We start from the raw sequence: 25,049 nt of genomic DNA, 5'->3' as shown, positions 1-25,049 counted from the left end.
GTCAGGGAGTGTATTCGGTTTCGGTAATGGTTAGCTGCATAATCCTGGCATCCGGATAACCATTTTCATGTAGCTGTTTCAGGTTCTCTACAACCAGCTGATACTGCTCAGGGGGATAGACACTGGCTTTGCTCATCTTGCAGATTTCAATGTTCTCCTGCCTGAAGCGGAAGTAGCGGTCGGCTTCTTTAAGGACCAATAGCTTCATCAGTTGAGAACCTCGCTTTTCAGTTTCTCAAGACGGGAAAGGCTGGCCTCCCGGTCACTGCTTTGGGCTCGTACCCACTCATGCAAAAGCTGAAGAGCCTTGCCGCTGGTAAGGATGGCATCGGCCATTTTGACACCCTCTTTCATGGTGGTACAGAGGCCACGCAGGTGGAAAATACAGGCGCTGTTTAAGAGGATTGCGTCGCGTTTCGCCCCGTTTATCTGACCGGCAAGCAGCGCGAGCATCTGTTTTGCTGCTTCCTGACGATCTGTCTCGGGAGCAAGTTCTTCAGGCTGATGTTGTATCAGGCCACAATCCTCTGGGGTGAAACTGAATTCTGTGAGCGTACCTCCATGCAGACGGACTCCGTAGGTAGTGCCGCAGACGGACGCCTCGTCCATCCCCTTATCACTTCCCTCAATTGAGCCGTACATGACCATTGCGTCAAGATAGCCGATGGAGTCCATCACCCTGGCGACAGGCATCAGTAATTCACGGGAGTAGACACCGCGCACTCCATATCTGGGCAGGGCGGGATTAGCCAGGGAGGCTGCGATATTTAATGGTGAACCGAAGCGAATCTGTGAGAGTATTCTCCCCAATGCCAGGGGGTGAACCTGCGGGCTCATACCGTTAAACAGGCCAAGCCCTGTGGTCTCGATGGAGTTAGCGACAATATCGACACTGCATTCGACATCGACCCCGAGACTTTCAGCAATGTCCACTGTTCCGCAGGTGGAGGAAATGGCCCGGGCGCCGTGACGGGCAACCTTTACGCCACCGGCAGCGGCGATAATTGAGGCGGCAGTGGAGATATTGAAAGTCTTAAAACTGTCCATGCCGGTACCGCAATTGTCAACGACCTCGTCAGCACAACGCAGGTGAGTTTTAGTGGTGTCGAGGTCGTAAATCGCTCGCCATCCACCGGCAACCTCGGGAGCGGATTCACCTTTGGAGGTGAGGGCTGCGAGAAAGGCGCCCTGCTGCATCTCGGTTACCTCGTTGTTGAGTACCATGCAGAAGGCTTCATAGGATTGAGCTTCGCTCAGGTCGGTCTTGTTAATAAGCTGACCGATGAGTCCCCCGAATTTCTGGTTGTTATCAATGTCCATGAGATTTTGTCCGGCTGAAGGTTGTAAAAAAATACTGACCGAGGTGTGATGCAGCCCGGGACAGCTCTGCAGTATCAGCCTGGCAGGGATGAGAGGAGGGACCTCATAGCGGATTCTGGCAAAGCAGGTGGGTCCTCTCTCTGTATCTCCTGCAAGCCCTGCCGCTGCATTAAAAAAAAAATGCCTCGGCGGGATCTGTCAGGCAATACAGAGAACTCCAGTGGAACTCTGAAGGCGACATGAACATATCGCCTGCGGGCAGGCTTTCTGACTTACGGATTAACCTGTTGCGGCCACCTTCCCAGAGCATAAGCTCCAGTGATCAGCCGAATAGTTCAGGGCATGGACATTGACCGGTAACTGGTGAAAAAAACGGTTCGTTGCCCAGCCGCAGCAGACTCCGCTTACAGCAATGACTGGCTTGTGCCGGATTTGCACCGGCTTTCCTATTATCCCCGGTGCCTGACTGGTAATCAGGCCCGGACGCACCCGCTAGCTTTCTATATACCTGTGCCTGGCAGTGCTGGCAACAAGATATCTTTTGGGGATTGTTGCAAAAGGGCATCTCCGTGCGCTATGGTGCGTTTTTTAAAGCAAGGGGCAGGGGAATTTTTTTACAGGAGGGTTGACGATGTCTCTGGATGACTACTCAGATGAGTTTATCATAATGGCGTACAGCTATGATCGTTATGGTGTGATGGAAGCGCCTGACGGTTTCGGCACCAGGACCGGGGATTGTGGTGATACTGTAGAATTTTATCTTTTGGTGGAGAACGAGCGTGTCGAGGGGCTCACTTTTCAAATAAACGGCTGTCTGAATACATTTGCCTGCGCCAATACTATCAGCTATCTGGCAGAGGGGTGCCAGTTAAGTGAATGCTGGGAGATTACGCCGGAAAAAATTATTGAGTACCTGAAAACACTTCCAGCTGACCATCATCATTGTGCAGAACTGGCTGTCGGCGCCTTTTATCACAGCTTGAATGATTATACCGGTAAAAGACGGCAATAAGGGTCGCGGCAGGAGCGATAGAAATACGGCAGCCAGTCCTCTCAGATGGGAATGTGTTCTTTTTTTTAATGGTGACGAATGACTTCAGTTAGCGAACGACCATTACCGGGATGTCGCAGCGGGATAGTACCCGATGGGTGACACTGCCCAGAAAAAGACCCTCAATGTCACTCAGTCCCCTTGAGCCCATGACTATCAGATCACATCCTTCGTTATTGGCAATTTTGCAAATCTCATCACCGGGGTGAAAGGCAGAGCTGATGACTTCGTTATAGGTAATTCTGTGATCGTTGAGGTAGTTGCGATACGGTTTGAGAACGGTATCCGCCTCTTCCTTCTGGGCGTTAATAGCTTCTTCGCGTGGTTTACCGGTGATAATGGCAGGAATAAGCCCGGTAATGTACACCAGCACGATTTCGGCCTCCATTGCCGTGGCCAGGGCGATGGCATGCTCTTTGGCAGTTCTGGATGTTTTGGAACCATCGACGGGGAGCAGGATCTTGGTGAATTTTTTCATTGCGGGGCCTCCTTGGTGATAGGACCGTTGCGGTACGGTTGCTGCCTGAAGTGGGGAGCCGGTCGTGCAAACAGCTGGAACCGGATGCAGATCGTGAGCAGCATCATGAACTGTGCTCATTCCTTTCTTTTATTGTATTGGAGGGGGGGAGAGGATGTCAAACCCCAGAAGGGGCTGCAGCCGGGAGGAAAGAACGTGCAATAATCGGCAGGTACAAAATATTCTGTATTGTACCTGCCGATTATCTGGCCTTGGTCAGAAGTTCTTACCAGGGTAGGCAAATCGTGTGGCGCTTCAATTAGTTTTTGAAGCTGTGGATGGGGGCCGGAATACGGCCGCCCCAACCGATGAATCGGGAAGACTTACCGGTATTGCGCAACTCCATGATCGGGCTGGCACCAAACAGGCCGCCGAAGCTGACATGATCACCAGCTTCCATGCCGGGGACAGGGATGAGGCGGGCTGCGGTGGTCTTGTTGTTGATCATGCCGAGTGCCATTTCATCGGCGATAATGGCGGAGATGGTGTCGGCATCAGTTGACCCGGGAATGGGAACCATATCAAGACCAACAGAGCAGACGCAGGTCATGGCCTCAAGTTTTTCCATACAGAGTGCGCCCTCGCCGACCGCATCGGCAAGCACGGAATCTTCCATCACCGGAATAAAGGCGCCGGAGAGCCCGCCGACATTTTTAGAGGCGAAGATACCGCCTTTTTTCACCGCGTCGTTCAGCATGGCAAGAATAGCGGTGGAGCCGGGGGCTCCGACCGCGTCAACACCGAGAATCTTGAAGATCTCGCCGACGCTGTCGCCGATAGCCGGGGTTGGGGCAAGAGAGAGGTCAACCACACCGAACTCGATACCGAGGGCCTTGGAGACCTGTCGGCCGACGAGCTCACCGCAGCGGGTAACCCGGAAGGTGGTCTGTTTGATCTCTTCGGCGATTTCGTCAAGGGGCAGGGGTTTGGTACCGTTGTGATCCTCGATCAGTCTCTCCAGTGACCTGGCGATAACGCCGGGACCGCTGACGCCGACATTAAGCACAACGTCAGCCTCTTCTAGTCCGTGGATGGCACCGGCCATAAAAGGATTGTCGCCGGGCTGATTGCAGAACACAACAAACTTGGCGGCGCCGAAGCCGTTTTGCTCTTTGGTTTTTTCGGCGATCTCCTTGATGGTGGGGCCCATCATGGCCAGAGCATCCATGTTGATACCTTTCTGGCTGGTACCTATATTGATGGATGCGCAAATTTTATCAGTCTGGGCAAGAGCTTCGGGCAGCGACTTGACGTATTCATGGTCGGTGGCTGTCATGCCTTTTTCCACCTGGGCAGAGAAGCCACCCAGGATATCAACGCCCACTGCTGTGGCAGCGCGATCAAGAGCTTTGGCAAGTTCAACAAAGCCGTGCTGATCAAAGCCCGAGCCAACGAAGGCGATTGGGGTGACGGAAATACGCTTATTAACGATGGGGATGCCGAGATTTCGACTGATCTCATTGCAGGTTGCGACGAAATTTCCGGCAAATCTGACGATCTTTTCTTCAACTTTTCGGCAGGTATCCTCAACATCGGTGCCACGGCAATCAAGCAGGTTGATACCCATGGTGACGGTGCGCACGTCGAGATTCTCTTTCTGAATCATCTCAACGGTGGCGAGAATCTGGTCTGAACGTAACATGATCAACTCCTGGTCGTGAAATGTGAGGATTAATGCAAAGTAACTTCGTGGGTTGCCTGAAAAATATCATTATGCTGCATCATTACTTTCAGGTCGGTCTCTTCGGAGAACAGAGCCAGCGACTCCTGAACGGTGGCAATGGATTCAACCTGGGTGAGATCGAGTTGCAGCACCATGGTGTACTGGCCGTCGCGCAGGGTCGTTGCGAGGTCACGGATATTTATATTGTGATGCTGGCAGAATTTGCTGACCTTATGTACCAGACCACTCTTGTTTTTACCCTGAGCAGTCATCACATAGGTGTCTGGAGGAAGCGGCATTGATGCCAACTCGACATGCTCATGCATCACTTTGATAGCGACCTCAAACTTGACTGGAGTGTTGATGTGGGAAATTTCCGCATGCACGTCTTCAGGGGTGACATCCTCGTCAAACGTGGCGATCAGGATCATGTTCAGATAGCCGCAGAGTACAGACTGGTTGAGGTCTGCCAGATCGCCGTCGAGGGTATAGATTGCTCCGGTAATATCGGCAATTACCCCGGGTCTGTCTTTTGACATAACGGAAATAATCATCTGCTTTTTCATGGAAGGTACTCCTGTCCGATAGGGGAAAGAAATTGATAAGCGTCTCGAAACACTGTGTGACGCGGAGGATGTAGATTATCTAGATGGACAGACAATATCGCACTGTTTTTGTGATTGAGCAACCCAAATATTGCAGAAAATGGTTTTAGATAGTTGGGTGAGGTTGTTTCAAAAGTGAAATTGAACAAATGTAGTTATAATCGTAATTACCAAACGTTGAAAAAAATCCATGGAACGGAGCATAGAAAGACATAAGAGGCAAGTTATGGTGATAAAAAGTATTCTCGGGAATCGGGGCAATGTACTGGTGGTAATGGCGTTGTTCAGTTTCCTGGTTCTTTTGAGTGGCTGTGGGCCGGCAAAAGACTATGCCAGGGTAACTATGAACTGGCAGGTTGATCAGGAGTTCAAGAGCGGAAAACTCCAACCTGAATATCGCTATTATTTTAACGGTCCCTCGGGGGAGCCGACTGCTTTGCTGGCATTGAGAAAAGAGTATCAGCTCAAATCAGAGTTCTGGCATGAGTTCAAGGTGGGTGGTCAGCTGAAGAGCTGGGTGGAGAATTTTCCCGGTAAGTTCTGTGAAGTCGATGATATAGAATATATCCAGATCAAATATCGCGGTATGGAGATAACAGGTAAAAACGGTGAGCGGATCGGTATGCTCTACACAAAATACTATTACGTAGTTGCCTGGTGGGGTGAGGGCAATCAGATCATCGTCACCCAGCCGGAGCCGAGCGGGGGCCAGCGTGGAATCTGGTCACTTCGCAGGAAGTGGAGTTATGATTAACAGGGGCGGAAGTCAGGTGCGAGTCGAGTGGTTTGGAGATTTCTATACAATCGTGCTGGCTGAAAAGGAAAAAATTATATCCGAGCTGTTGTTGAGAGGCGAGAGGCGACAGCCGGGATACATTCAAGCCTATGGGTGTTGAATGTCACCAGCATTATTCCTGGCGGGAAAAAACCGGTATCTCCTGTGCAGGTTATACCGGGTGCCGAACCATAGCAGAAGATACCGGGGACCAGGTCAGGGCCTGGCGGGGTAATGAGCAGAGCAGCCCGGGTCAGGCTGTGTTTTCTTCATCACCCCTGATTCCTTGTTTGAAATTTCGAATTCCCTGTCCCAGAGAAGATCCTATTTGCGGCAATTTGCCGGCACCAAAGACAATCATTACCAGCATCAGGACAATGAGTAATTCCTGGGTTCCAATTCCGAACATCTACTCTCTCCTGTTATCTGATGTGGGGGGCAGGCAGTCCGAGTATCGGACTGCCTTGACGTGTGGCTCAGGGTGGATTAGCCCGAATTTCTCATCAAGAAAGTTTTCCGCAGATCGAGATACAGGCCGTGGTGCTGTATTAATCTACCGCCCATGGCCTGTATCGAAGAGTATGCGGAAGAAATCTCTTGACCGGCAGGGTGACCTGTTTTGACCTGAAACGAAAAACACTCCGATTTTCAACTCAACTAATTCATTGTGTGTCAGCAATAATTTGAGATTCAGATCAAAAAAGTCATGAGAAATCCGGCTTAGAATGACTTGGTCAACGTCAGGGTAACCATTGAGCCTTCTGCGGTATTCCTGGCTTCAAATTCACGCAGAACCCGCAGGTTGGCCTGTATCAGGCTGGGCAGATGCATCAGGTTGATCTCGAGCCCCAGTGCCGCAGCTCTTTTGCGTTCGTCGGCAAATGTGCCCGGGCCGTCATCGCTGTCATCTTCGAGCTGCCAGTAAGCACATCCGGCAATTCCCGGTCGTACCAGAAAATTATCACTGACGTGGAACATTTTACCCAGGCCGTATTCGACCACAAACTCGGAGCCGGGAGTCACGCCCGTGTCATCCTGTTCAGTATTGACGAGGGTTCTCGTCAAGGCACTGAAAGAGAGCGTCTTCTGTTCGTCGAAGAAGTACGTGCCGCCTAAAGTCAGCATACCGGACCAGTATCCCAGACCTGGAGAGGCTGGCTTATGCGCGTCATACTCTCCTGTAGGTGCTATTATCGCCAGCCCGAGAGAAGCATCCCAGCGCTTGCCGTGCCAGCCAAGCGCGAACGGCTCAAGGACTATATCTCCCATCGATAATGATTTGCTGTCGGAAATGCCAAAGTCGGTGATGCTGATATCCTTTGAAACCAAAGGCACAATGAGGTTATAGGTGTAATCTGCTCCCAGAATTTTGATGCCGGTAACATGGATAAAACGGTGAACGCTGGAGAACACGTCAAGATTGAAGTCGAGGCCGCTGTTATCGCCACTATCGTTGTTTGTCTGGGTAGGATTGTACCAGGTGTTATAGACTCGGTAATGGAACCCGGGAGGGGGCATGGAGGCGGCCATGACGCCCTCGCCGCCGAAGGGATAATGAGAACCTGACGTTGCAGCAAAGGCTCCTGCAACTGAACATAATAGTAGGACGCATAAAGTAAGTGTGGCCAACAGTTTGGTGATTTGACGCATGGTTCATCTACCTTCCTTGAAATGATTATGCTGCAAATTAAGCCGGATCGGTAAACACTGTTCTTTAGCGATTCCGGCACGAAAACCAGTATTCTCATTTAGACATTGCTTCGAGGGACGGCTCGTCTAGCGGGTTCATGTATCTGATTGTTTTTTCAGGCGCTCAGTCCATTCCTGCAGCTCTTCTCCCGAAAGTGTTGGCTCAATTTTCGGCTGGGGCTTTGTCAATTCCGTGGAAATGGTTTTGAGTTCAGACGTAATGCGGATTTCCTCGGCAAGATTCATCCCCACGTCGGTCATGATCAACATGGAGCTGACAAGAACAAAAGCAACAATCAGTTGTTCTTTGGGGTTACTGTTACTGTTACTGTGTTTTTGTTGGGCCATATATTTTTCAGCCAGGTTTTAAGGAATCTGATAAACGCTTCTAGTGGCTTGAGCGGGCAAAGATAGCGGCACCATGGGCGGTGAACAAAAAGGGAAGCCAATATCACCAGGGCCAGTAGAAAAAACTGCGGGATATTCCCTTTCAGATCGAACAGGGTGCCGAATATTTCATAACTGGATATTCCAGGATTGCGGTACATCAGGGCAACGAGGATCGCTGCCAGGGCCAGGCCGCGCTGCAGCCACTTCAGCAAAGACCTGTAGCGAGATATGGCATAGGGCTTGGCGCCACCGATTTTGCCCATACACTCCTGTGCGGCCCCAAAAGGGCAGAACCATTCACAGTAGGGATTTTTGCCTGACGCCGTCAAAGTGAAAAGGATCCCACCGAGCAACAGATACCAGTAGAGATGGGTGTGCCAGTCCGGCCAGAACCCGAGCAGCATCTTGTTGATAAGAGAAATGGTCAGAGGATTTGTATAGATAAAGCCGAGGGAAAACATGCCGGTCAGCATGCAGAACCAGCGTAATTTTTTCTTGTAGCGAAACGATTTTCGATGGCCGATGAAGCCAAGGGCAAACAGCGCCAGCAGCACGATTTCCGGCAGACCGAATACAATTTTTGGCGGTGCCTGCGCAGGAACAGAAAAATTCAGGTTCTTTTCGGCCACCAGACGGCTCCCGCGCAGTGCGGCATCTGCAATCCCGCGGGAGGTGTACGTCGCTCCGCTGACAGCATCAATATCACGGCCGAGGGTAAACGGGTCCCTAAAGCTTTTACCGATCAGGCCGGAGAAAAATCCGTTTTCCTGAACCCGTTTAAACCAACTGGGAGTCTCACGATGGCGGACAACAGCCAGACCGACGATCCTGCCCTGCAGATCGGTTGCGACTGCAAGGTTCATCGGTCCTCCGTAGCCGTTCCCTTCTCCGACAACGATGTAGCCTATAACCTGTTCTGAACTATAGGCCGCATAGCTTCCGCTTCGGGTTTTTTCAAGGCGCTCGGCCTCGGGCATCGCCTGGTGAAGATAAGGCTCCATGTCCCCATTTTCACGGTTGAAGCCGATCATCCAGGCAGCAATGATCAGCACGATTGTTACTACGGCAAAAACGCGTTCTCTTTTTTTTCGCCTGTCGGGTTGAGCCGCTCGTGCTGCCTGGTATCTGGCCCTGTGACTGCTGTCCGCCTGGGTGGGCGTTTCAGTGAAGGATTCAGATTGCATCGTGTTGTACCGCTGTTTTGCCTTTGTTATAGAGTGCCTGCATTTTTATTGCGGACAGTCGAAATCCTTCTGTGCCACAGTGCCGTGGAAGATATGGAGTCAACCTGTTCAGGGTTACTGGTTGGAAATCATCCTGCCTCGAATGGAGCGTCGAACGATAACCGCCATGATAATGATCGGCAGTCCCAGAAACACAACACTCAACCAGGCAGCTCGGGGCTCACCTTCATTAAATGAGGAGATAAAGGTTTGTCCCAGAAACATGAAGGTTACAAAGGACAGGGTTGTAAGGGTCAGTTCATGCCAGACTAACTTGACACATTTTTCCTTGAGCAATGAGTAGAGGAAAAACGCTCCACCGCCCATGATAAAGCCGAGCAGCACATACCAGAACCAGTTCCAGCTAACGATACGCATGATATTCTCCTTTCTTTATGAGCGTGATTTGTCGAGACCGAACAGGGGAATGTCCATCGGATTGACATCCCATGGAGATTTCTCCTGTGCAGGTTCCTGACCGTAGCCAAAGACATCATCCAGCTCGCGTATGGCATTGTTAAGAGCAGGTGCTTTGGAAATGGCGATGCGAACCAGATCATGCATGACCGCTTCATCGAACTTGGTAAAAGGGCAGACGGCCTGGCAACGACTGCAGTCCGGGTCTCCGCCGAGCATATAGGAGTAGCACTTCTTGGCATCCTGATACCAGCCCTTGATCCCTTTTGCCTGCCAGGATTTATCGCCGCCCCAGAAAGGTTCGCTGTCTTTCGGAATTGCTTCAGACGGACACATTTCAGCGCATTTTTTGCAGGCCTTGCAGAATTCGAGAATTCCCGCGTCGATCGGCTTGGTTTCTGCCAGCGGAAGATCTGTTACGGTCAGCATGACTGTGCGGAAATTGGTACCCCACTGCGGGCTGACTAAAATGCCGGCACGACCGTATTCGCCCAGTCCGGCCATGACACCGAAACCGACGGTGCGGCCAACGGAGCCGGTATGGCCGCCGTAGTGCTGGTAGCCGAGGCCGCGCAGGAATACGTTGATGCGATTGGAATAAATATTGGCTCTGGAATAGGCGGCGGTATTGGCAGATGCCCAGCTCATGCGGTCGGTGTATTGTGCCATCCACAACGATTGTGGAATGACTGCGCAGATGACCCACAGGTCCTTGTCGGGCAGGATGAAGGTGCCGTCCCCGGCATCGTAGCCTTTTTCAACGTTTTCAAAGCGGACGGAGCCGTACAGGAGCTTTTTGGTTCTTTTGTTGAGCTTGACAAAGCCCATGTCGGCTGCGCCGAGGATGCGTCCGGCCACCCGTAACATGCGAGAATTTTCCTCAGGAGTACCCTCGTACCGAGGGACTCCAAACTGATCCGGGGTATAGAACATGGTCGGATGTTCCCAGCCGTTGAACGATTTGATATCGGGACCGGTCCATGAAGGGGCGATTGAACTCAGCGCGCCCCAACCCCAACAGTTGGCATCTCCCAGGGCACGGTCACGAAGAGAATAGCCTGGAACGTTTTTTCTGACCTTCTCTGTTGTCGAGGCAATGTTCTGGGCATGGATTGCCATGTATTCCTCTGGCTTATCCCAGCTTTCAGGGTTGAACAGGGTTTTATGGACGCCTGGAAATATCTCCATATTGTCCCAGTCGATCTCCACGGTTGGTTCATCGACCTCCTTGACCCACCAGGGCAGACTACGTTCCGCATAAGGTGAGGCCATCATCTCATCCACATCGGCAAAGGATGATTTGGACGTTGAGCCAAGCCCGATAGCTCCTGCACCGACGACTCCGGCTCCCAGACCCAACATCTTCAGGAAGTCTCGCCGCCCGACTGTTGAGTGATAGGTTGATTTTCGCGAACCCGATTGGCTCATGTTTATACCTCCCATCGTTTAAAAAAATACAGGGATATTGGTTCCCTGCGCCTAGATCGATTTTTGGGAGTGTATATTAGAGGGAGGGGGGATTAATAAAACACCCCTACGGGTGATTTTGCTTTTTGATGAAAGTCACCCAAAAGGGTGATAGACCGGGAAAAGGAAATTTGCGGAGGTTTTTTTCAGGATGAATACGGTGGAAGCAGACTGAGTTCTTTGGCTTTATTGATCGCCTGTGTCCGGTTGCCGACACCTAATTTGCTGTATATTCTTTTGGCGTGTGTTTTCAGAGTGTTGACGGAGACAAACAGTTGCCCGGCTGTTTCCCGATAACTCTTGCCTTTGGTCAGGTAGCTCAGGACTTCTACCTCACGCGGGGTCAGATCGAAAAGAGGCTGCTGTGCTTTTAGAGAACAGCCGGAACAGGAAATTCTTTTTAATAATACATTGATGAAAGACACGGTTTCGCAATCAGCGGTGATCTGGACCAGCTGCTTCAGCAGCTCATACAGGGCCCGTCCCTCTCTTATGAATATCTGGCAGTAGTTTTCAGGTGCGACCAGGGCTATTGCTTTACCCAGACTGTGCAGCGCCCGTTGCTCACGGCTGAGCAAGCGATGGGCTAAAGCCACCTGGATCAGTACTTCGGATCGAAACAGCAGGCTGGTTTTTTCGTCACACTTTGCAACGAGCTCATTGAGTAGGACAAGTGCATCCTCCGGCCTCCCTTTTTCGATGGCTAGTTTGGCGGTAATGAGGTGGGTGACGTTTGAGTAAAAGGTCAGAGGCTGCTGGCCGGTGCGGTAGATTCCCTGAAAGTTCAGTGGGTATAGATCAGGATATCTTTTTCCTGCAAGATACTGCTGATCGTTTTGCGAAAACGACCTGTCAGCCAGGTCGGGCCGGCCACTCAAGGTTTGAATCAGGGCTTTACAGGATCTGGCGATAATGGTCACCGCACGTGAAGGCGCCAGGCTGCCGATGGTGGTGCTCATCTCATTTATTGCCGCGATGCTTTGTTCCGGTTTCCCCTGATTGAGCAGACACCGTGCCAGGGTCAGATAGGCATCAACGATTGAAAATACGTCGCCATCTTTGCATACTCTTTTCAAGCCGTGCCTGAGGTGTTGTTCTGCCTGAATAAGCTCGCCGGAATGGTAGAGCAGTTGTCCCATGACCACATGGGCAAGGCCGGAAAAAGGAACTTCTCCGTCGTCACCCGTGCTGTAGTCAACCACCATTCGGCAGGTCTGCAATGCTTGTTCCAGTTGCCCATAATCCAGGTAAAGTTTGGTCAGAGCGATCGAATCCATAAAAAAGCAGAAAGGGAGATTTGCCTTCAGCGCCATTGCGGCGGCGTGTTTGAAAATCTCTATTGCCTCACTGTGGTTGCCGCTGACCCTGTGGCAAAATCCGTAGCAACCGAGAGCAAGGATACGCCAGAAACTCTGCCCCTCGTCAAGCCTGGTCAGCGCGTCGTTCAAATGGACTCTCGCTTCGTCAACGGCAAAGAACGATGCACTGCGAATCCCCTTGATGGCTGAAAGAATCCCATGTTGTGCAGTTTCTTGTCCAGGCTTGCAATCTGCTGGTGGCCTGAGTTGTTTTTCAATGCGTCGCAAGCATTGATCAAATGCTTCAAACTCCCCCATTTCATGAAGAAAGAACAACTGATGCAGGGTCAGGGCCGGAGGCAGATAGTTTGCGGGAACTTTATTGAACCACTGGAGGTAAATGTGGAAATCCCCCCGGGCCAGAATCTGGTCGATGTTCGTCTCCAGACGGTTGATGACCTGATCATAATCCTTTGCTTCCAGTGCGTGATCGATGGCTTCTTCCCACATATCATGGGCCATAAACCAATTTGCCGCTTGTCGGTGAAGATGGGTGAGCTGTTGTTGGTCACCACTACGCAGGCGGTTATTGAGCATTTGGGCAAAAAGATGGTGATAGCGGTACCAGCAGCGGGAATTGTCCAGGGGGATGATGAACAGATTGTCCTTTTCCATTTGCTCAAGAATCTGCTGGCTGTTGGTAATTCCAAGCAGGTTGTCACAGATATCCGCATTCATCCGTTTAAGAATAGAGGTCCGAATCAGGAATTCCTGTAGTTCTTTTTTCTGATGGGCAATAACTTCACTTATAAGATAATCCGTGATGTGACGATCCTCGCCTGACAGATTGTCGATGAATGCATTGGCCTCCGGGAGGTCCCTCAGGGACAGGGCGGCAAGTTGCAATCCCGTAACCCATCCTTCGGATTGTTTTTCCAGTCTGGAGATCTGTTCTCCTGTCAGACTCAGCGCCATGGCACGGTTGAGAAAGGCGCAGGTCTCCTCTGTGTTAAAACGCAAGTCTTCGGTTCCAAGCTCATTGAGCTGGTTTTTAGCACGTAGCCTGGCAATTGGCAACGGGGGGGCTGTACGGCTGATGATAAGCAGGTGAAGGTGTTGTGGCTGGTGGTTGATTAAAAAACTAATGGCTTCATGTATCTCCTGATTTTCGATCAGGTGGTAATCGTCAAGGGCCAGGATGAGAGTATGGCCTGCCTGTTCGAGGTCGTTGATCAGTTGTGTAATTGCTGAAGTTATTATGGCTGGAATTGGTGATTTTAGAAGGTCGAGGGATTTTGTGGCAATATCGGGCACAATACGGTTCAAGGCTGTAAACAGGTAGCTGAAAAAGCGTTGCGCCTCATTGTCGTTTTCATCCAGGGATAGCCAGGCAGCAGCAGCTTTTTGCCGGCTGAGCCAGGTGCTGGCGAGGGTGGTTTTCCCGAATCCGGCTGGTGCACAGATCAGAGACACCCTGGCCGTGGACGACAGTTTGTCACTGAGGCGTGGCCTTGTAACAGTCTCGCCCGGAAGATGAGGTCTGTGAAATTTGGTTATCAGCAACGTGTCCATATTAAAACTTGCCATTTTCGGTCATCGACTCAATGACAGCTGCTTACTGTATGTTTAGCCAGAATTTCGAAGCACTGCAGTGCCTGGATCGACTGCTTCCCCCAGCCCGGTAAACGTCTTTGACCATCTTTCCCTTTTCAATCATCTCGGAGGCGGATTGTACTGTTTGGTGTTTCTGTGACCAGGAACTTGATCTTCCAGATTCACACATGCATATCCTGGAAGTGTTCAAATGAATAACCTCCTCAACCCATTAAGCGTATTTTCCGGGACAAATCCATGATTAATTCCAGGAGACTGGTTTTTTGCACATCTACAGGAGGGAAATCGGCTGCCCTCTAAAACGGTCGGGATTCCTGGAAAAGTCTGTTGTGAGATCTTACCTGCCAGCCCCATTACACAAGTTGGTTCAAGCTGGCATCGTCATATTGATACTGAGACTGCAGGGAAGTGACAGAAGTGCATTGAAATTTTCGGAAAATACATTTTATCTTCCGAAAGTTTCAATGCAATGGACGCATACGGCTCTATGATAGTCTGTAAAAAGGGGTGGAGGATCCCACCCCTTTTTACAGGCTTTATTCGGCAGTCCAGCCTTGTGGCAACCTCTCCTGCCAGTTCGCAGTGTGACATCCGGCACAGATAAAGTTTGACGGCTTATGGACACGATGACATTCGTAGCAGTCAGGCTCCTCAAGATGCGAGTCATGAGGGTTCTTATCATATTTTTCTGCAAAGTCTTTTGTTTTATCAGCTAACGTTTCATAAGAATCATGGCAACGGAAGCAAAAATCAGAGTCATACTCTCTGGCAGGAAGGGGATCGTCATATTCCCCCCTGTCCCAGATTTTCTGTTCGTAAACTTGAGTCTCTTCCGTTTGCTCATGACAGTCTATGCAAGACAGGCCAGCCTCGGCATGGGCGTAAGCAAGCAGGGTTATATCACGTACACTTTCAACATAAGGCTCGATGATATGGCAGGACCTTGCACACGAGGCGTCCGCCGACGCCTTGCTGAATACGCCGCTGAAACAGACCAAAAGCGCTGCCGCCAGAAAAGTTGCCGCCTGAAGTTTCACCAGGTCTTTAAACATGATCAACATCACACTTTTATTGATGGGATAAGTTTTTCAGGATCTTTTCCTGCTGCCATGAGCCCTGCCATCCTGCCGAAAGTCAGACAACGGCCGTGTCCGATTCCCGGGCAGATGGTCGGATAATCGTTTGCAAAAAACTCACCCTGAGCGGCACCTACAACATACAACCCTTCAATCGGGGTATCATTTTCATCCATAACCAGGAGGCTGCTGTCGGTTCTCAGGCCACCGCACATGGTGAGCAGGGTACTGGCGAGTTTTCCTGCATAAAACGGAGGATTTGCTATCGGGGTCAGCAGTTCCTTGCGTTTACCGTAATCCGGATCATCCTGCATTTTATGCAATTCATTGTAACGGTTGATGGTTGCAACCAGCTTCTTGACCGGCACATTCATCTTCCTGGCGAGTTCTTCGATGGTGTCTGCAACGAGGACTTTTCCGTCCTTGATATGCGCCTGCTGGGTCATTTCCTCCACTTCCTGATTCCAGCCATTACCCCACGGCTGCCACATCTGCCCATAGAACAGTCCGCCTGCGAGATTTGAATCCACCTGCTCTTTGACCTGATTGGCCCAGTTCTTATCGTAAATGGTCCAGGCGATTCCCTCCGGCTCCAGTTCCTTGGTGCAGCTCTTGGACTGGGTATTGACATCCTCGTTTTTAAAACGTTCACCATTGGCGTTTACATGCAGAAAGCCGTAGCTTGCAGCTCCCGCCTCCAGGTGAATTACGGCTGCATGCGGCTCATGTTTCTGCATCGCGCCACCTGCCTGCATAGCCATGATCATACCATCACCAGTATTGCACTTATTGGGAAAGTAGATCTGGGCGTCAGCATTCAGGCTAAATGGCGAGAAGCGCTCGACCATCTCATTGTTGGAAGCATAGTCGCCAGTGGCAATAATGACGTTTTTTGCATTTATTCTGGTGTATTTGCCCGGCTTGCCCGCAATGATCCCGGCCGCTCTTCCCTGTGCGTCTTTCAGAATCTGCACCGCGGGGGTTTTGTACATGAATTTCACCCCTTGGGATATGGCCTCTTTTTCGAGTACAGGCAGCAAGGTGATGTTGCCAATACCCTTGGAGTGTCCATAAACATAGGAAAGGTCGGCATCTTCTTCGTGGAAGAAATGGGTGACCGGGAACTCCGTGTAGTCTGGCCCTTTGTAATAGCCTTCCCACATGGTCACCTCAAGCCCGTGCTTTTTACCTATTTCTGTTGCCCAATCCATGCAGCCGCCACTTTTTCTGGCGAAGTCCCAGAGAAGTTTTTCATCGACACGTCCCTGTGCCCAGGCCACCCAGGCACGAATGATCTGCCGGTAGTCATTTTCAATGCCGAGTTGTTTCTGCACATTACTGTCAAAAGCAGTGATATGCCCTCCACGTGCTGCCCAGCTTTTGTTCTTTTCCACCAAACATACCCTGGCACCCTGCTCTGCTGCAGAAAGTGCCGCCACTATACCAGACAGGCCCGCGCCAATAACGACAACATCGGTTGAAACCGTTTCTTTTATTTTGCTGGCAGGAATTGGCTTAGCCGGTTTTTCCCAACTCCATTTGCTTTCACATTCACCAACGGCTTTTGCTTCTTTTTCTTTCGCGCTGACAGCGCCGGGAAAAGCTGCTGCGGTAGCCAGTGTTGCCGCACCAACTGCGCTGGTTTTGAGAAACGTACGTCTTGAAAGATCTGTTTTCGTATTCTTACCCATCCTCATCTCCTGTTGTTTTTTTGTCAGGGCATAGGCCCAGCATTGATTGAGACTGGAGTTGCAAATTGAGTGCCATTTGCCATATGTGCACAATAACAGGTTTTTAGGGGTTTTTGTGTGTATGGCGCCTGTCATATATTCTCAACTTGAGAAAACGATTCTCAAACTGAAAAATTCTGTTATGTTAATTTCTTATTAACAAAAACAAGGGACTGAACCAGATAAGGAAAAATGCGGATGGATATGAGAGAATTACATTTGAAAGACCTGCTCAAAGTTGATTCGGAAACTAAAATCATCTCTTTTCTTGATCAGCGGGTACTCATAGGCGATTCCATATCTCGCGGTCTCTTACGCAAAGAACTTATTCAGGTGTTCGGGGAGTATGGAGCTAAAAACGTACTGACTCGCTATGGTTATGCACATGGCTGGAGGACAGCCGAGATGCTGAAGAGTAAATCCCCCAAACTCTTTCATGCAACAAAGGGCGGAGCACATCTGCATATGCTCTATGGTCTCGTCTTCACCACAGCGATCTCCGAGACTGACGGTGAAAGCGACCAACCCCTTATCCATTCACGGCTGGAACATTCCTATGAGGCAGAGCAGCACCTCATGCATTTCGGGGTGGCAGATGAAGCCGTCTGCTGGACCCTGACTGGTTTTGCCAGTGGCTATGAATCCTTCAAACGTCAAAAGGATGTCTATTTTCTGGAAACGAAATGTATTGGAAAGGGTGATGAATATTGTGAAATGGAAGGACGTTATGCAGAAAAATGGGGAAGCACCTTGCAAACCCAGTTGCCATTCTATGGTATGGCTTCAACAAACGATATTCTCGAGGAACTGACCTCCCGGATTCGTGATACTGAGCAGCAACTTAAAAAAACCCGGCATAGCCTTGAACATCTCGAACGAAAGAGGACTTTTCTGGAGGGGATGGTTGTGCGCAGCAAAGCAATGCAGGATGTGGTTGATCTGGCCTCCAGGACAGCCCGTGTCAACTCTCCTGTCTTAATCACCGGCGAAAGCGGTGTGGGGAAGGAGGTCCTGGCCCGCTATATCCACAACACCTCCTGCGGTGGAAATAAGCCCTTTATTGCAGTTAACTGTGGTGCATTTTCCGAGACGCTGCTGGAGAGTGAACTTTTCGGTTACACAAAGGGAGCGTTTACAGGTGCTGAAAGAGATCACAAGGGCGTTTTTGAAGAGGCGGAGGGCGGCACACTCTTCCTGGATGAGATTGGCGAAACCTCCCTGAAAATGCAGGTCAAGCTGTTGCGGGTGTTACAGGAAAAGGAGATCAGGCGTATAGGGGAGAACGGTGCGCGAAAGGTAAAGGTTCGCATTATCTCCGCAACGAATAAGGTTCTGACAGATGAGATTAAAGGGGGGAATTTCCGCCAGGACCTCTATTACCGCCTCAGGGTAATAGAACTGACGATTCCCTCCTTACGAAAAAGAGCAGCAGATATTTTGCCCTTGGCCCATTGCTTTTTAAAAGAGGCAGCCCATGAGATGCAATCCGTGGCAACCGGTTTCTCTTCCGCTGCCGCAGAATCACTACTTCAATATAACTGGCCCGGCAATGTCCGTGAATTGCAAAATGTAATTTACCGAGCTGCCGCCCTGTGTGACAGGGGAATGATAACCAGGGCGGACCTGCCTGTTGAGCTGCGGCAAGCAGAAGACTCCTATACCGGTTCAGAAGGTTGCAGGACTTTAAGGCAATTAGAAAAAGATCACATTAAAAGAACACTGGAACTGGCAGGGGGCGACAAGCGGGAAGCGGCAAAACTGCTTGGGATCGGACTTGCAACCTTGTATCGAAAACTAAAAGCGCATTAGCTTGCCGGGTAAATGGGGAGAGTGGTCTTCTCCGGGTAGCAGCTGTGATGGTGGAATTGCGAGATTGTTGCAGCAGCACGAGGCCATTCCGCAACAATCTGTCATGCATATTCCCGACCACCAAAAGGTATCTTCAGTTTTTGCATCCTCTTTCTCAGAGTATTGGGATTTATGCCGAGTATCTCGGCCGCGCCTCCTGGGCCACTTATTTTGCCACGACAGTGCTGGAGAACATTTCGTATATGCCGGGTGTTGATTTCATCCAGTGAGAGCAGTTCGGTTTTTTGCTCATGTTGCGACTTTTCGCTGCTGTGCTCTGGAAGCTTTGCCAGCCCTCCATCCAACACCTCGAGCAACTGCTCTTTGATCAGCTTTTTTAAATAGCCGTCCTTTTCCTGTTCAGTAAGATACCAGCCGTCATCCTTGGGCAGGTGTCGGGCCAGGTCGACTGGACTGGTGTTGTTTAAGGTGAGTGCCCTTTCGACAATGTTTTTCAGCTCTCTGATATTTCCCGGCCAGGAATATCGCTCCAGTCTGTCCAGCGAGTTGCTCTCAATTTGAATTTCGTGGGAAAGCTTCATTCGTTTTGCATACTCCTGAGCAAAGGTATGTATCAACAGGGGGATATCTTGTTTTCTTTCCCTGAGTGGCGGTAAGGTGACAGGGAAGACATTCAGGCGGTAAAAGAGGTCGTCGCGGAAGCTTCCATCCTGCAGCATATTTTCGAGAGGTCGATTCGTTGCGGCTATAATCCTGACATCCACGGCTATGGATTTGCTTCCGCCAACCCGTTCCACCACATGCTCTTGTAATACCCTGAGGAGTCGTACCTGGGCCTGCGGTGACAGTTCTCCCACCTCATCAAGAAAAAGGGTGCCGCCATCGGCCTGTTCAAACTTCCCCGGCTTTGTCGTCAGTGCTCCGGTAAAAGCACCTTTTTCATAACCGAACAGCTCACTGTCCATGAGGCTTTCGGGGATTGCACCGCAGTTTACCTTTACATACGGTTTACCGCGCCTGGGCGATACTCTCTGAACAGCATCGGCTATAACCTCTTTGCCGGTTCCGGTTTCACCCAGGATGAGCACCGGGATCTCCTTGCCTGCAAGCTGTTCAACCATTTTGAGGGTATCCCGCAAGCCACCATCCCGGCCGATGATTGCCGTATCCCGTAACAGTTCGACCTCTCCCTCCAGCTGCTTTCTCTTCTCGTCGAGTCGCTGCTGCAGCATCTTTATTTTCTTGTAGTGGAGCATATTGACCATGGCAAGGCTCAACGGAATTCTGGCCAGGCTAAGCTTGTGCAGATGCTTTTCGCAAAAGCAATCCACCGTTTCTCCAATCAGGGCGAAGTGGCCGACTGTCTGTTGGCCGGCAGTGAGAATGACAACCAGGTAGGCACGATCCCCGGTTGGAATGTACTCGGCAATTGCCCGCTGGTGTTTGGCGGCCAAACAGTTGTGGGAAGATGTCGGGGAGTAACTGATCAGTGAGCATTGCTCGTGTTCCATGATGATTTCAATATCTTCATCATCCATCGGAATGATCTGGTCCAGTTCATGAAAATCCCTGGATGTTACCAGGAAATCCAGCTGCATAGAGCGCATTTCCTGGTTGTAGCGGTGAAGTGAGATGCCCACCAGGGGGAATTCCCTGGAGAGAAAATCATAGATAGCCCTGAGTGACTTGGAGAGTTCAAGGCTGTTGGATATATGGATCGCTAAAGTACGGAAAAAATCGTCATCTTTCATAAATAAAATCCCTTTAAGAGTTAAAGAGTGTGAGAGATTACCCTATTTGATACATCTTGTCCAATAGCATTTATATTCACGAAATAGCGTAATGTCAACGGTTGTCTGATCTCTTCGACAACCTATAGGTCTGTAATTTCAGGATAAAATGTTATGGCACACCCTTTGCTCTAAAATCGATGTGATCGTAAACAGTTCAACCGAGAGGTGATGGATATGGAAGCATCTGAGCAAGTGAGTGAGAAGCACAGGGAAGCGATGGTGGACGAGTTGCAGGAGATGTACAGCCTGGACGAAGAGCTCTTGAAAGCACTCATCGACCCGCACGATGAAGATCCGGTCATTTATTGCAAGCTGGGGACGCTACTGATGCAGCAGGGGCGGCTGGACGATGCATTGCAATGTCTGGAAGATACGGTGAATTCGCGTCCCGACTATTTCGAAGCACTATTCAACGGCGGCCTGTGTCATCTGCATCTGGAAAAGAAAGAACAGGCCCTAATCTGGTTTAGTAAGGCTGCGGCCCTTAAGCCCGAGGACTGGCAGGTGCAGTATGTCACCGGGGAGATTCTCCTCAATCTCGGGCGTGCAGAAGAGGCGTTGCCATATTTCAGGGGCGCATATGGTGTTCATCCAGCCCATTTCGAGACACTCCAGGGGCTTACCATAGCACTCTTCAGCATGGAACGTTTTGAGGAGGCGGCATGTATTTGTGATGAAACGATGAGGGTACACGGTACAGCGACTCTTCCCCTCCAATTGAAAGGAGACGCTATGCTGGCCCTTGATAGGTACGAAGAGGCGGTGCGCTGTCACATCGATTTATGCCGAATTGACCTGGATAGCCGGGACTTCGTGGTTTCCCGGCTACAGATTCTGAAAAACAGAGATAAGCAGGCGCATGATGCCTATGCCGAAATTGTTCAAAAGTCCTACCCGGAATTTGCAGCTTTTGTGAAGTCATCATTACCGGCGGGGAAAAAGAGTTGCTCAGGCTGTTCAACCAACCAGCCGCAAAAAGAAAAAAGAGGAGATAGGTAAATGGCTGAAAAGAATGAGGCGATGGATATCATAACCGATCCTAAAAATTACACAAAGCTGGACCAGGAGGTGAACGATGATCCATCAGTCGATGATTGCGCCAATCTCTCAAGGCGAAATTTTTTAAAGGTCGGAGGAGTTGCCGCGGCGGCCGCAACCCTGGCGGGAGCAGGCGCGGCGGGATTCAAGATCGGCCGTTCAGATGATGCCTACACAGGATATGGTCGCACCTACCAGGGCGGTGACATGTTTTTTAACCGGGAGCCGTTTCGGGTAAAAACTGCCGCTATGATGGAGCCTGTGGGTAAAGTGGAGCGCCCGGACCGGTATGACTTCATCTTCGACAGGCTCAAAGAGGTTGTCGGTCTGCTGCAAAAAGGGGAGTGGAATCCCGGGATGGGGCTTGAAAAGCTTCCAGGCAAGGTCGGAGAGTACTATAGGAAATATCCTGAAAAGTATCGAATAATGTTGGACTCTCTCGAAAAGCGGGCGAAAAGCAGGGAAGACTGGGAAAAGGGCAAACATGAGCGGTACACCCTGCCGGCAGCATACACCGAAGCGCTGGCTCACGGCGGTATGTACAACCGCTACGGTTCCACCGTCCCGGAAGAACCGGATGATGCCTACAAGGAAACAGGTGAGCCACAACCGCCTGAAAAGTGGGATTACCGCCATGTCAAGCGTGAGAAACCGATGGAGTTCAAGTCGCCGAAACATGCAACGGACCTGATCAAACGCATGGCACATCTCTTCGGTACATCCATCGTCGGAATTGGCAAGTTCGATCCCAGGTTTATGTTTACCAACAAGATGCGCGGCATGCCGAACGGCGGTGCAGACTGGGGTGACAAGGTGCCTGAGCACTGGAAATCGATCATTGTTTTCGGGGTTCCGATGTACTGGGATCAGACCTATTCTGCCATCGGCTACTGCACATCCTATGACGCCTATTTCCGTTCTCGTATCACAGCCGGTCTGCTTGAGCGTTTTATCAATGAGCTCGGCTACCCGGCCCGTGCCCAATTCCCCGGTTACCATTATGAAATCATGATGGAGCCCTACATGCTGACCACAGGTCTCGGCGAGTACAGCCGCTCTGGTATGGTAATGGTGCCGGAGCTCGGCTGCAACGTGAGGCCCGCGGCGGTTGTTACCAATATCGATTTCGAGTACGACGAGCCAATCAGCGTAAAGATGTCGGAATTCTGCATGAAATGCAAAATCTGCGCTGAGACCTGTCCTTCAGGAGCCATTTCCTTTGAAGATGAACCTACTACTGTGGTTCGTGGCTTCAAGCGATGGTTGCTCGACGACGAAAAATGTTACAGCCAGTGGGCTGCCGGACATACCGTCGATGCCCTGGGTTGCCGGGTCTGCATCGGGGTCTGCCCGTATTCAAGAAAAAACACCTGGATTCACACCTTATCAAGAGAGATTGAGCCCCGCGATCCTACCGGACTGGTTGCCTCAGGCTTGCTCGCCATGCAGAAAAACTTCTTCAAGTACCCTAAAGGGGAAGACTTTCAGGCGGACTGGCTTGGTGGCAAGGAAGCGGTCTATCACAATCCGCCATGGTATCTGCGGGCTGAAGAAGTGTTCAAGGATATTGAAAAAACCTGGGAATACCACGGTATGGATTAACAGAGCCTATATCTACAATCGAACATCAGAAAACATATAAGGAGAACAGGATGTTTCCCGGAACAACGATACTTGATTATCTCTTTTGGATGGGGATGGGAGTTCTGCAGGTGTTGGTCATTGCAGGCGCTTACGAATGGCTGAAATACTACAAGAAGAAGGTTGCCTGGTGGCAGATGGCGGCGATGTACGGCTGCTTTCTCTCATTCTGCCTCGTTGTGGCTGGCGGCACGACCCTGATGGGTGAATACGAGTCACATGGTGGCTACTACTTCATTGGATACCTTGGGGTCCCCCATGTTATTATCATGGCTATACTGGTCAAACTCTTCGTCTTCAAAAAGGCAAAAGCGTAAATTGTGAGGACGATCCTGTGTCTAGATTTTCCCGGCTAATCGCTTCTTTGCTGGTTCCTCTCGCCCTGATTCTTGCCTGGGCGGGAGGGCAATATCGAGCTACTGGAGTTGTATTAGAACAGCTGTCCAATATTGCTGATGACATAATTGAGGTACGCCCGATAGGCGATAACCTCTACAAGGCCAAAAGCCGCACCAATCAGGATACAATCTTCTATGTTGCCACTGCCTGCGAACCGAGTTACGGCGGCCTGATGGAGGTTGCCGCGGTTATCGACAATGATAAGCAGATCCGCCATACGGCAATACTTTCCAGTTCCGATACTCGTTCGTATCTCGAAAAGATCACAGGCCTCGGAGTGTTGCAAGGATTTATTGATAAAAGAATCGATCACTCACCGCAAGTTGATGCGGTGAGTGGCGCGACTCTTTCCTCGGCTGCTGTCATCAGGGGGATCGAGCGCGCTGCCCAGCAGATAGGTTCCACAGAGTTCGGAATACGGCAGGTAAAAAAACAGGCGGAGCCTGCAACTCCTGAAAAACTCAAGCTTGCGGTTATCTGCCTGTTTTTTGTCGCGGCGTTTATCATAACGACTGGAAAAATCAAAAAGAAAAATCGAGCCCGGGCCGTACTTCTCAGCACATCTGTAGTGGTGCTCGGCTTTTGGCTTGGTGCCCAATATTCGCTGGCCACCGTCGTTTCACTGCTTAACGGTTCCTGGGTGAAAGGGATGTCCAGCTATGCCGCACTTCTCTGCCTTGTGTTAGCCATCCTCGCTTTCCTTGTTACCAGAAAGAATCTTTTCTGTACCTATATCTGTCCTTTTGGAGCAATCCAGGAGGGGCTTGGCAAGATCACCGGTTGTTCAGCACCTGTTCAGCAAAAATGGATGGTATGGGCAGGCCGGAGCTGGGTATTGATGGTGCTGATGGCGGCCCTTTACTACAAATCGCCTTCATACGCGATGTATGAGCCTTTTGGGAAGGTGTTCAATTTCATTGGTTCAGGGATAATTTACAGTATTACAATCCTGGTGGTACTTGCATCATTGATGTTCAAGCGACCCTGGTGCCATCTCTTTTGCCCGACCAGTGCCATCATTTCCTACTTGCGATTTGCAAGGAGGGCGTTCGCACCACAGCCAGCCTCTGCAAAGGCACAGCCAGTCAGGGAGATAGTGAAATGAAAAAGTTGGCTTCAATTCTTCTTTTTATAGGCTTTATGGTTCTTTGCGGCTGGGAAGTCGTTCCAAAATTTTATGAAACGGCAACACAGGAGAATGCCGTGCCCCTTTTCGTTGCCTCGACAAAAAAGAACCATACGAAGGAACAGACGAAGCTCAGCACTAAAGAGGTTCAGGAGATCGACTATAAGGAACTGACAAAGGGTATAAATACCGATGGTGCCTGAGGCAGCCCTGTTTGACGATTCTAACCTGGATGTTTCATGAAATATCCAGGTTAGAATCGAAACCCCAGTCCGAGTACGGGGCCGCTCATTGATAGATCCTCCATGTACTTCTCATCATCCATATCAAAGTCGAGATATCGGTAGCCGAGCCTGACATCTCCCCAGCTGAACCGGTATCCGACGCCGGCAAAAAGGTTGTAGCTTA

Annotated in this window: 23 protein-coding genes and 1 riboswitch; of the genes, 8 read left to right on the top strand and 15 right to left on the bottom strand. The window is 50.5% G+C overall.

The annotated features are described in order from the left end of the window. Position 1: 1 nt before the first annotated feature. Positions 2-208, bottom strand: a complete 207-nt coding sequence (locus tag FCL45_RS24180) for a hypothetical protein (protein WP_136795239.1) — start codon at positions 206-208, stop codon at positions 2-4. Beyond that, positions 208-1,320 carry an anthranilate phosphoribosyltransferase gene (gene trpD, locus FCL45_RS24175; RefSeq protein WP_136795238.1) on the bottom strand — a complete coding sequence of 371 codons (1,113 nt, stop codon included), beginning with the start codon at positions 1,318-1,320 and terminating at the stop codon, positions 208-210. The genes FCL45_RS24180 and trpD overlap by 1 nt, the downstream gene beginning before the upstream one ends. A gap of 240 nt (positions 1,321-1,560) precedes the next feature. Further along, positions 1,561-1,828: riboswitch (cobalamin riboswitch) on the bottom strand. 123 nt (positions 1,829-1,951) lie between these two features. On the opposite strand from trpD, the gene FCL45_RS24170 reads away from it, so the two are divergent. Further along, entirely contained in the window at positions 1,952-2,332 is a 381-nt protein-coding gene (locus FCL45_RS24170; protein WP_136795237.1) for an iron-sulfur cluster assembly scaffold protein, read from the top strand. Between the two features lie 88 nt (positions 2,333-2,420). Here the strand turns inward: FCL45_RS24170 and FCL45_RS24165 are convergent, their stop codons facing one another. The 3 genes from FCL45_RS24165 to FCL45_RS24155 form a co-directional block, all read right to left on the bottom strand. Beyond that, positions 2,421-2,849, bottom strand: coding sequence for a universal stress protein (locus tag FCL45_RS24165; RefSeq protein ID WP_167495611.1), 429 nt, complete (start codon positions 2,847-2,849; stop codon positions 2,421-2,423). Positions 2,850-3,147: 298 nt separating this feature from the next. Next, positions 3,148-4,530 carry a PFL family protein gene (locus tag FCL45_RS24160; protein ID WP_136795235.1) on the bottom strand — a complete coding sequence of 461 codons (1,383 nt, stop codon included), beginning with the start codon at positions 4,528-4,530 and terminating at the stop codon, positions 3,148-3,150. Between the two features lie 29 nt (positions 4,531-4,559). Then, on the bottom strand, positions 4,560-5,117 hold the full coding sequence (locus FCL45_RS24155) for a glycine cleavage system transcriptional repressor (RefSeq protein ID WP_136795234.1): 558 nt from the start codon (positions 5,115-5,117) through the stop codon (positions 4,560-4,562). Positions 5,118-5,382: 265 nt separating this feature from the next. Here FCL45_RS24155 and FCL45_RS24150 point away from each other — a divergent pair, with 265 nt between their 5' ends. Further along, on the top strand, positions 5,383-5,910 hold the full coding sequence (locus FCL45_RS24150; protein ID WP_136795233.1) for a hypothetical protein: 528 nt from the start codon (positions 5,383-5,385) through the stop codon (positions 5,908-5,910). Between the two features lie 274 nt (positions 5,911-6,184). Here the strand turns inward: FCL45_RS24150 and FCL45_RS24145 are convergent, their stop codons facing one another. From FCL45_RS24145 to FCL45_RS24105, 9 genes are all read right to left on the bottom strand, one after another. Beyond that, positions 6,185-6,340, bottom strand: coding sequence for a twin-arginine translocase TatA/TatE family subunit (locus FCL45_RS24145; protein WP_136795232.1), 156 nt, complete (start codon positions 6,338-6,340; stop codon positions 6,185-6,187). A gap of 311 nt (positions 6,341-6,651) precedes the next feature. Next, complete coding sequence (locus tag FCL45_RS24140) at positions 6,652-7,581, bottom strand: SphA family protein (protein ID WP_217907627.1); 930 nt, start codon at positions 7,579-7,581, stop codon at positions 6,652-6,654. A 135-nt stretch (positions 7,582-7,716) separates the two neighbouring features. After that, the gene (locus FCL45_RS24135; RefSeq protein WP_136795231.1) at positions 7,717-7,968 is read right to left on the bottom strand and encodes a hypothetical protein; all 252 of its coding nucleotides are present in this window, start codon (positions 7,966-7,968) and stop codon (positions 7,717-7,719) included. Beyond that, positions 7,917-9,194, bottom strand: coding sequence for an FMN-binding protein (locus FCL45_RS24130; RefSeq protein WP_136795230.1), 1,278 nt, complete (start codon positions 9,192-9,194; stop codon positions 7,917-7,919). The genes FCL45_RS24135 and FCL45_RS24130 overlap by 52 nt, the downstream gene beginning before the upstream one ends. A gap of 114 nt (positions 9,195-9,308) precedes the next feature. Continuing rightward, on the bottom strand, positions 9,309-9,611 hold the full coding sequence (locus tag FCL45_RS24125; RefSeq protein ID WP_136795229.1) for a hypothetical protein: 303 nt from the start codon (positions 9,609-9,611) through the stop codon (positions 9,309-9,311). A gap of 15 nt (positions 9,612-9,626) precedes the next feature. Then, positions 9,627-11,078 (bottom strand): reductive dehalogenase, encoded by a 1,452-nt coding sequence (locus tag FCL45_RS24120; protein ID WP_167495631.1) that lies wholly within the window; start codon positions 11,076-11,078, stop codon positions 9,627-9,629. 185 nt (positions 11,079-11,263) lie between these two features. After that, a complete protein-coding gene (locus FCL45_RS24115; RefSeq protein ID WP_136795227.1) occupies positions 11,264-14,002 on the bottom strand; it encodes a winged helix-turn-helix domain-containing protein in 2,739 nt (912 codons plus the stop codon). Between the two features lie 563 nt (positions 14,003-14,565). Continuing rightward, positions 14,566-15,081, bottom strand: a complete 516-nt coding sequence (locus tag FCL45_RS24110; protein ID WP_167495610.1) for a cytochrome c3 family protein — start codon at positions 15,079-15,081, stop codon at positions 14,566-14,568. An 8-nt stretch (positions 15,082-15,089) separates the two neighbouring features. Next, a complete protein-coding gene (locus FCL45_RS24105; protein ID WP_136795225.1) occupies positions 15,090-16,796 on the bottom strand; it encodes an FAD-dependent oxidoreductase in 1,707 nt (568 codons plus the stop codon). A gap of 243 nt (positions 16,797-17,039) precedes the next feature. Here FCL45_RS24105 and FCL45_RS24100 point away from each other — a divergent pair, with 243 nt between their 5' ends. Next, a complete protein-coding gene (locus FCL45_RS24100) occupies positions 17,040-18,644 on the top strand; it encodes a sigma-54-dependent Fis family transcriptional regulator (protein ID WP_217907626.1) in 1,605 nt (534 codons plus the stop codon). Positions 18,645-18,745: 101 nt separating this feature from the next. Here FCL45_RS24100 and FCL45_RS24765 read toward each other — a convergent pair whose 3' ends face one another. After that, positions 18,746-20,395, bottom strand: coding sequence for a sigma-54 interaction domain-containing protein (locus tag FCL45_RS24765; protein WP_228721410.1), 1,650 nt, complete (start codon positions 20,393-20,395; stop codon positions 18,746-18,748). A gap of 216 nt (positions 20,396-20,611) precedes the next feature. On the opposite strand from FCL45_RS24765, the gene FCL45_RS24090 reads away from it, so the two are divergent. From FCL45_RS24090 to FCL45_RS24070, 5 genes are read left to right on the top strand one after another with little or no spacing between them, the layout of a single operon-like run. After that, positions 20,612-21,436, top strand: a complete 825-nt coding sequence (locus FCL45_RS24090) for a tetratricopeptide repeat protein (protein ID WP_167495609.1) — start codon at positions 20,612-20,614, stop codon at positions 21,434-21,436. After that, a complete protein-coding gene (locus FCL45_RS24085) occupies positions 21,437-23,077 on the top strand; it encodes a 4Fe-4S dicluster domain-containing protein (RefSeq protein ID WP_217907625.1) in 1,641 nt (546 codons plus the stop codon). A 50-nt stretch (positions 23,078-23,127) separates the two neighbouring features. After that, the gene (locus tag FCL45_RS24080; RefSeq protein ID WP_136795222.1) at positions 23,128-23,433 is read left to right on the top strand and encodes a hypothetical protein; all 306 of its coding nucleotides are present in this window, start codon (positions 23,128-23,130) and stop codon (positions 23,431-23,433) included. A 17-nt stretch (positions 23,434-23,450) separates the two neighbouring features. Continuing rightward, positions 23,451-24,620 carry an FMN-binding protein gene (locus FCL45_RS24075; RefSeq protein ID WP_136795221.1) on the top strand — a complete coding sequence of 390 codons (1,170 nt, stop codon included), beginning with the start codon at positions 23,451-23,453 and terminating at the stop codon, positions 24,618-24,620. After that, on the top strand, positions 24,617-24,844 hold the full coding sequence (locus FCL45_RS24070) for a hypothetical protein (RefSeq protein WP_136795220.1): 228 nt from the start codon (positions 24,617-24,619) through the stop codon (positions 24,842-24,844). The genes FCL45_RS24075 and FCL45_RS24070 overlap by 4 nt, the downstream gene beginning before the upstream one ends. The last annotated feature ends 205 nt before the right edge of the window (positions 24,845-25,049 follow it).

The sequence above is a fragment of the Desulfosediminicola ganghwensis genome (assembly GCF_005116675.2).
Taxonomy (GTDB): domain Bacteria; phylum Desulfobacterota; class Desulfobulbia; order Desulfobulbales; family Desulfocapsaceae; genus Desulfopila; species Desulfopila ganghwensis.
This window is presented reverse-complemented; position numbering and strand designations above follow the sequence as displayed.

What these genes read in the sequence shown, in the direction of transcription:
- FCL45_RS24130 (WP_136795230.1), bottom strand. Translation starts at nt 9,194, where the DNA reads ATGCAATCTGAATCCTTCACTGAAACGCCCACCCAGGCGGACAGCAGT.
- FCL45_RS24115 (WP_136795227.1), bottom strand. Translation starts at nt 14,002, where the DNA reads ATGGCAAGTTTTAATATGGACACGTTGCTGATAACCAAATTTCACAGA.
- FCL45_RS24080 (WP_136795222.1), top strand. Translation starts at nt 23,128, where the DNA reads ATGTTTCCCGGAACAACGATACTTGATTATCTCTTTTGGATGGGGATG.
- FCL45_RS24145 (WP_136795232.1), bottom strand. Translation starts at nt 6,340, where the DNA reads ATGTTCGGAATTGGAACCCAGGAATTACTCATTGTCCTGATGCTGGTA.
- FCL45_RS24090 (WP_167495609.1), top strand. Translation starts at nt 20,612, where the DNA reads ATGGAAGCATCTGAGCAAGTGAGTGAGAAGCACAGGGAAGCGATGGTG.
- FCL45_RS24160 (WP_136795235.1), bottom strand. Translation starts at nt 4,530, where the DNA reads ATGTTACGTTCAGACCAGATTCTCGCCACCGTTGAGATGATTCAGAAA.
- FCL45_RS24140 (WP_217907627.1), bottom strand. Translation starts at nt 7,581, where the DNA reads ATGCGTCAAATCACCAAACTGTTGGCCACACTTACTTTATGCGTCCTA.
- FCL45_RS24180 (WP_136795239.1), bottom strand. Translation starts at nt 208, where the DNA reads ATGAAGCTATTGGTCCTTAAAGAAGCCGACCGCTACTTCCGCTTCAGG.
- FCL45_RS24105 (WP_136795225.1), bottom strand. Translation starts at nt 16,796, where the DNA reads ATGGGTAAGAATACGAAAACAGATCTTTCAAGACGTACGTTTCTCAAA.
- FCL45_RS24100 (WP_217907626.1), top strand. Translation starts at nt 17,040, where the DNA reads ATGAGAGAATTACATTTGAAAGACCTGCTCAAAGTTGATTCGGAAACT.
- trpD (WP_136795238.1), bottom strand. Translation starts at nt 1,320, where the DNA reads ATGGACATTGATAACAACCAGAAATTCGGGGGACTCATCGGTCAGCTT.
- FCL45_RS24085 (WP_217907625.1), top strand. Translation starts at nt 21,437, where the DNA reads ATGGCTGAAAAGAATGAGGCGATGGATATCATAACCGATCCTAAAAAT.
- FCL45_RS24070 (WP_136795220.1), top strand. Translation starts at nt 24,617, where the DNA reads ATGAAAAAGTTGGCTTCAATTCTTCTTTTTATAGGCTTTATGGTTCTT.
- FCL45_RS24125 (WP_136795229.1), bottom strand. Translation starts at nt 9,611, where the DNA reads ATGCGTATCGTTAGCTGGAACTGGTTCTGGTATGTGCTGCTCGGCTTT.
- FCL45_RS24165 (WP_167495611.1), bottom strand. Translation starts at nt 2,849, where the DNA reads ATGAAAAAATTCACCAAGATCCTGCTCCCCGTCGATGGTTCCAAAACA.
- FCL45_RS24155 (WP_136795234.1), bottom strand. Translation starts at nt 5,117, where the DNA reads ATGAAAAAGCAGATGATTATTTCCGTTATGTCAAAAGACAGACCCGGG.
- FCL45_RS24150 (WP_136795233.1), top strand. Translation starts at nt 5,383, where the DNA reads ATGGTGATAAAAAGTATTCTCGGGAATCGGGGCAATGTACTGGTGGTA.
- FCL45_RS24170 (WP_136795237.1), top strand. Translation starts at nt 1,952, where the DNA reads ATGTCTCTGGATGACTACTCAGATGAGTTTATCATAATGGCGTACAGC.
- FCL45_RS24120 (WP_167495631.1), bottom strand. Translation starts at nt 11,078, where the DNA reads ATGAGCCAATCGGGTTCGCGAAAATCAACCTATCACTCAACAGTCGGG.
- FCL45_RS24765 (WP_228721410.1), bottom strand. Translation starts at nt 20,395, where the DNA reads ATGAAAGATGACGATTTTTTCCGTACTTTAGCGATCCATATATCCAAC.
- FCL45_RS24135 (WP_136795231.1), bottom strand. Translation starts at nt 7,968, where the DNA reads ATGGCCCAACAAAAACACAGTAACAGTAACAGTAACCCCAAAGAACAA.
- FCL45_RS24110 (WP_167495610.1), bottom strand. Translation starts at nt 15,081, where the DNA reads ATGTTTAAAGACCTGGTGAAACTTCAGGCGGCAACTTTTCTGGCGGCA.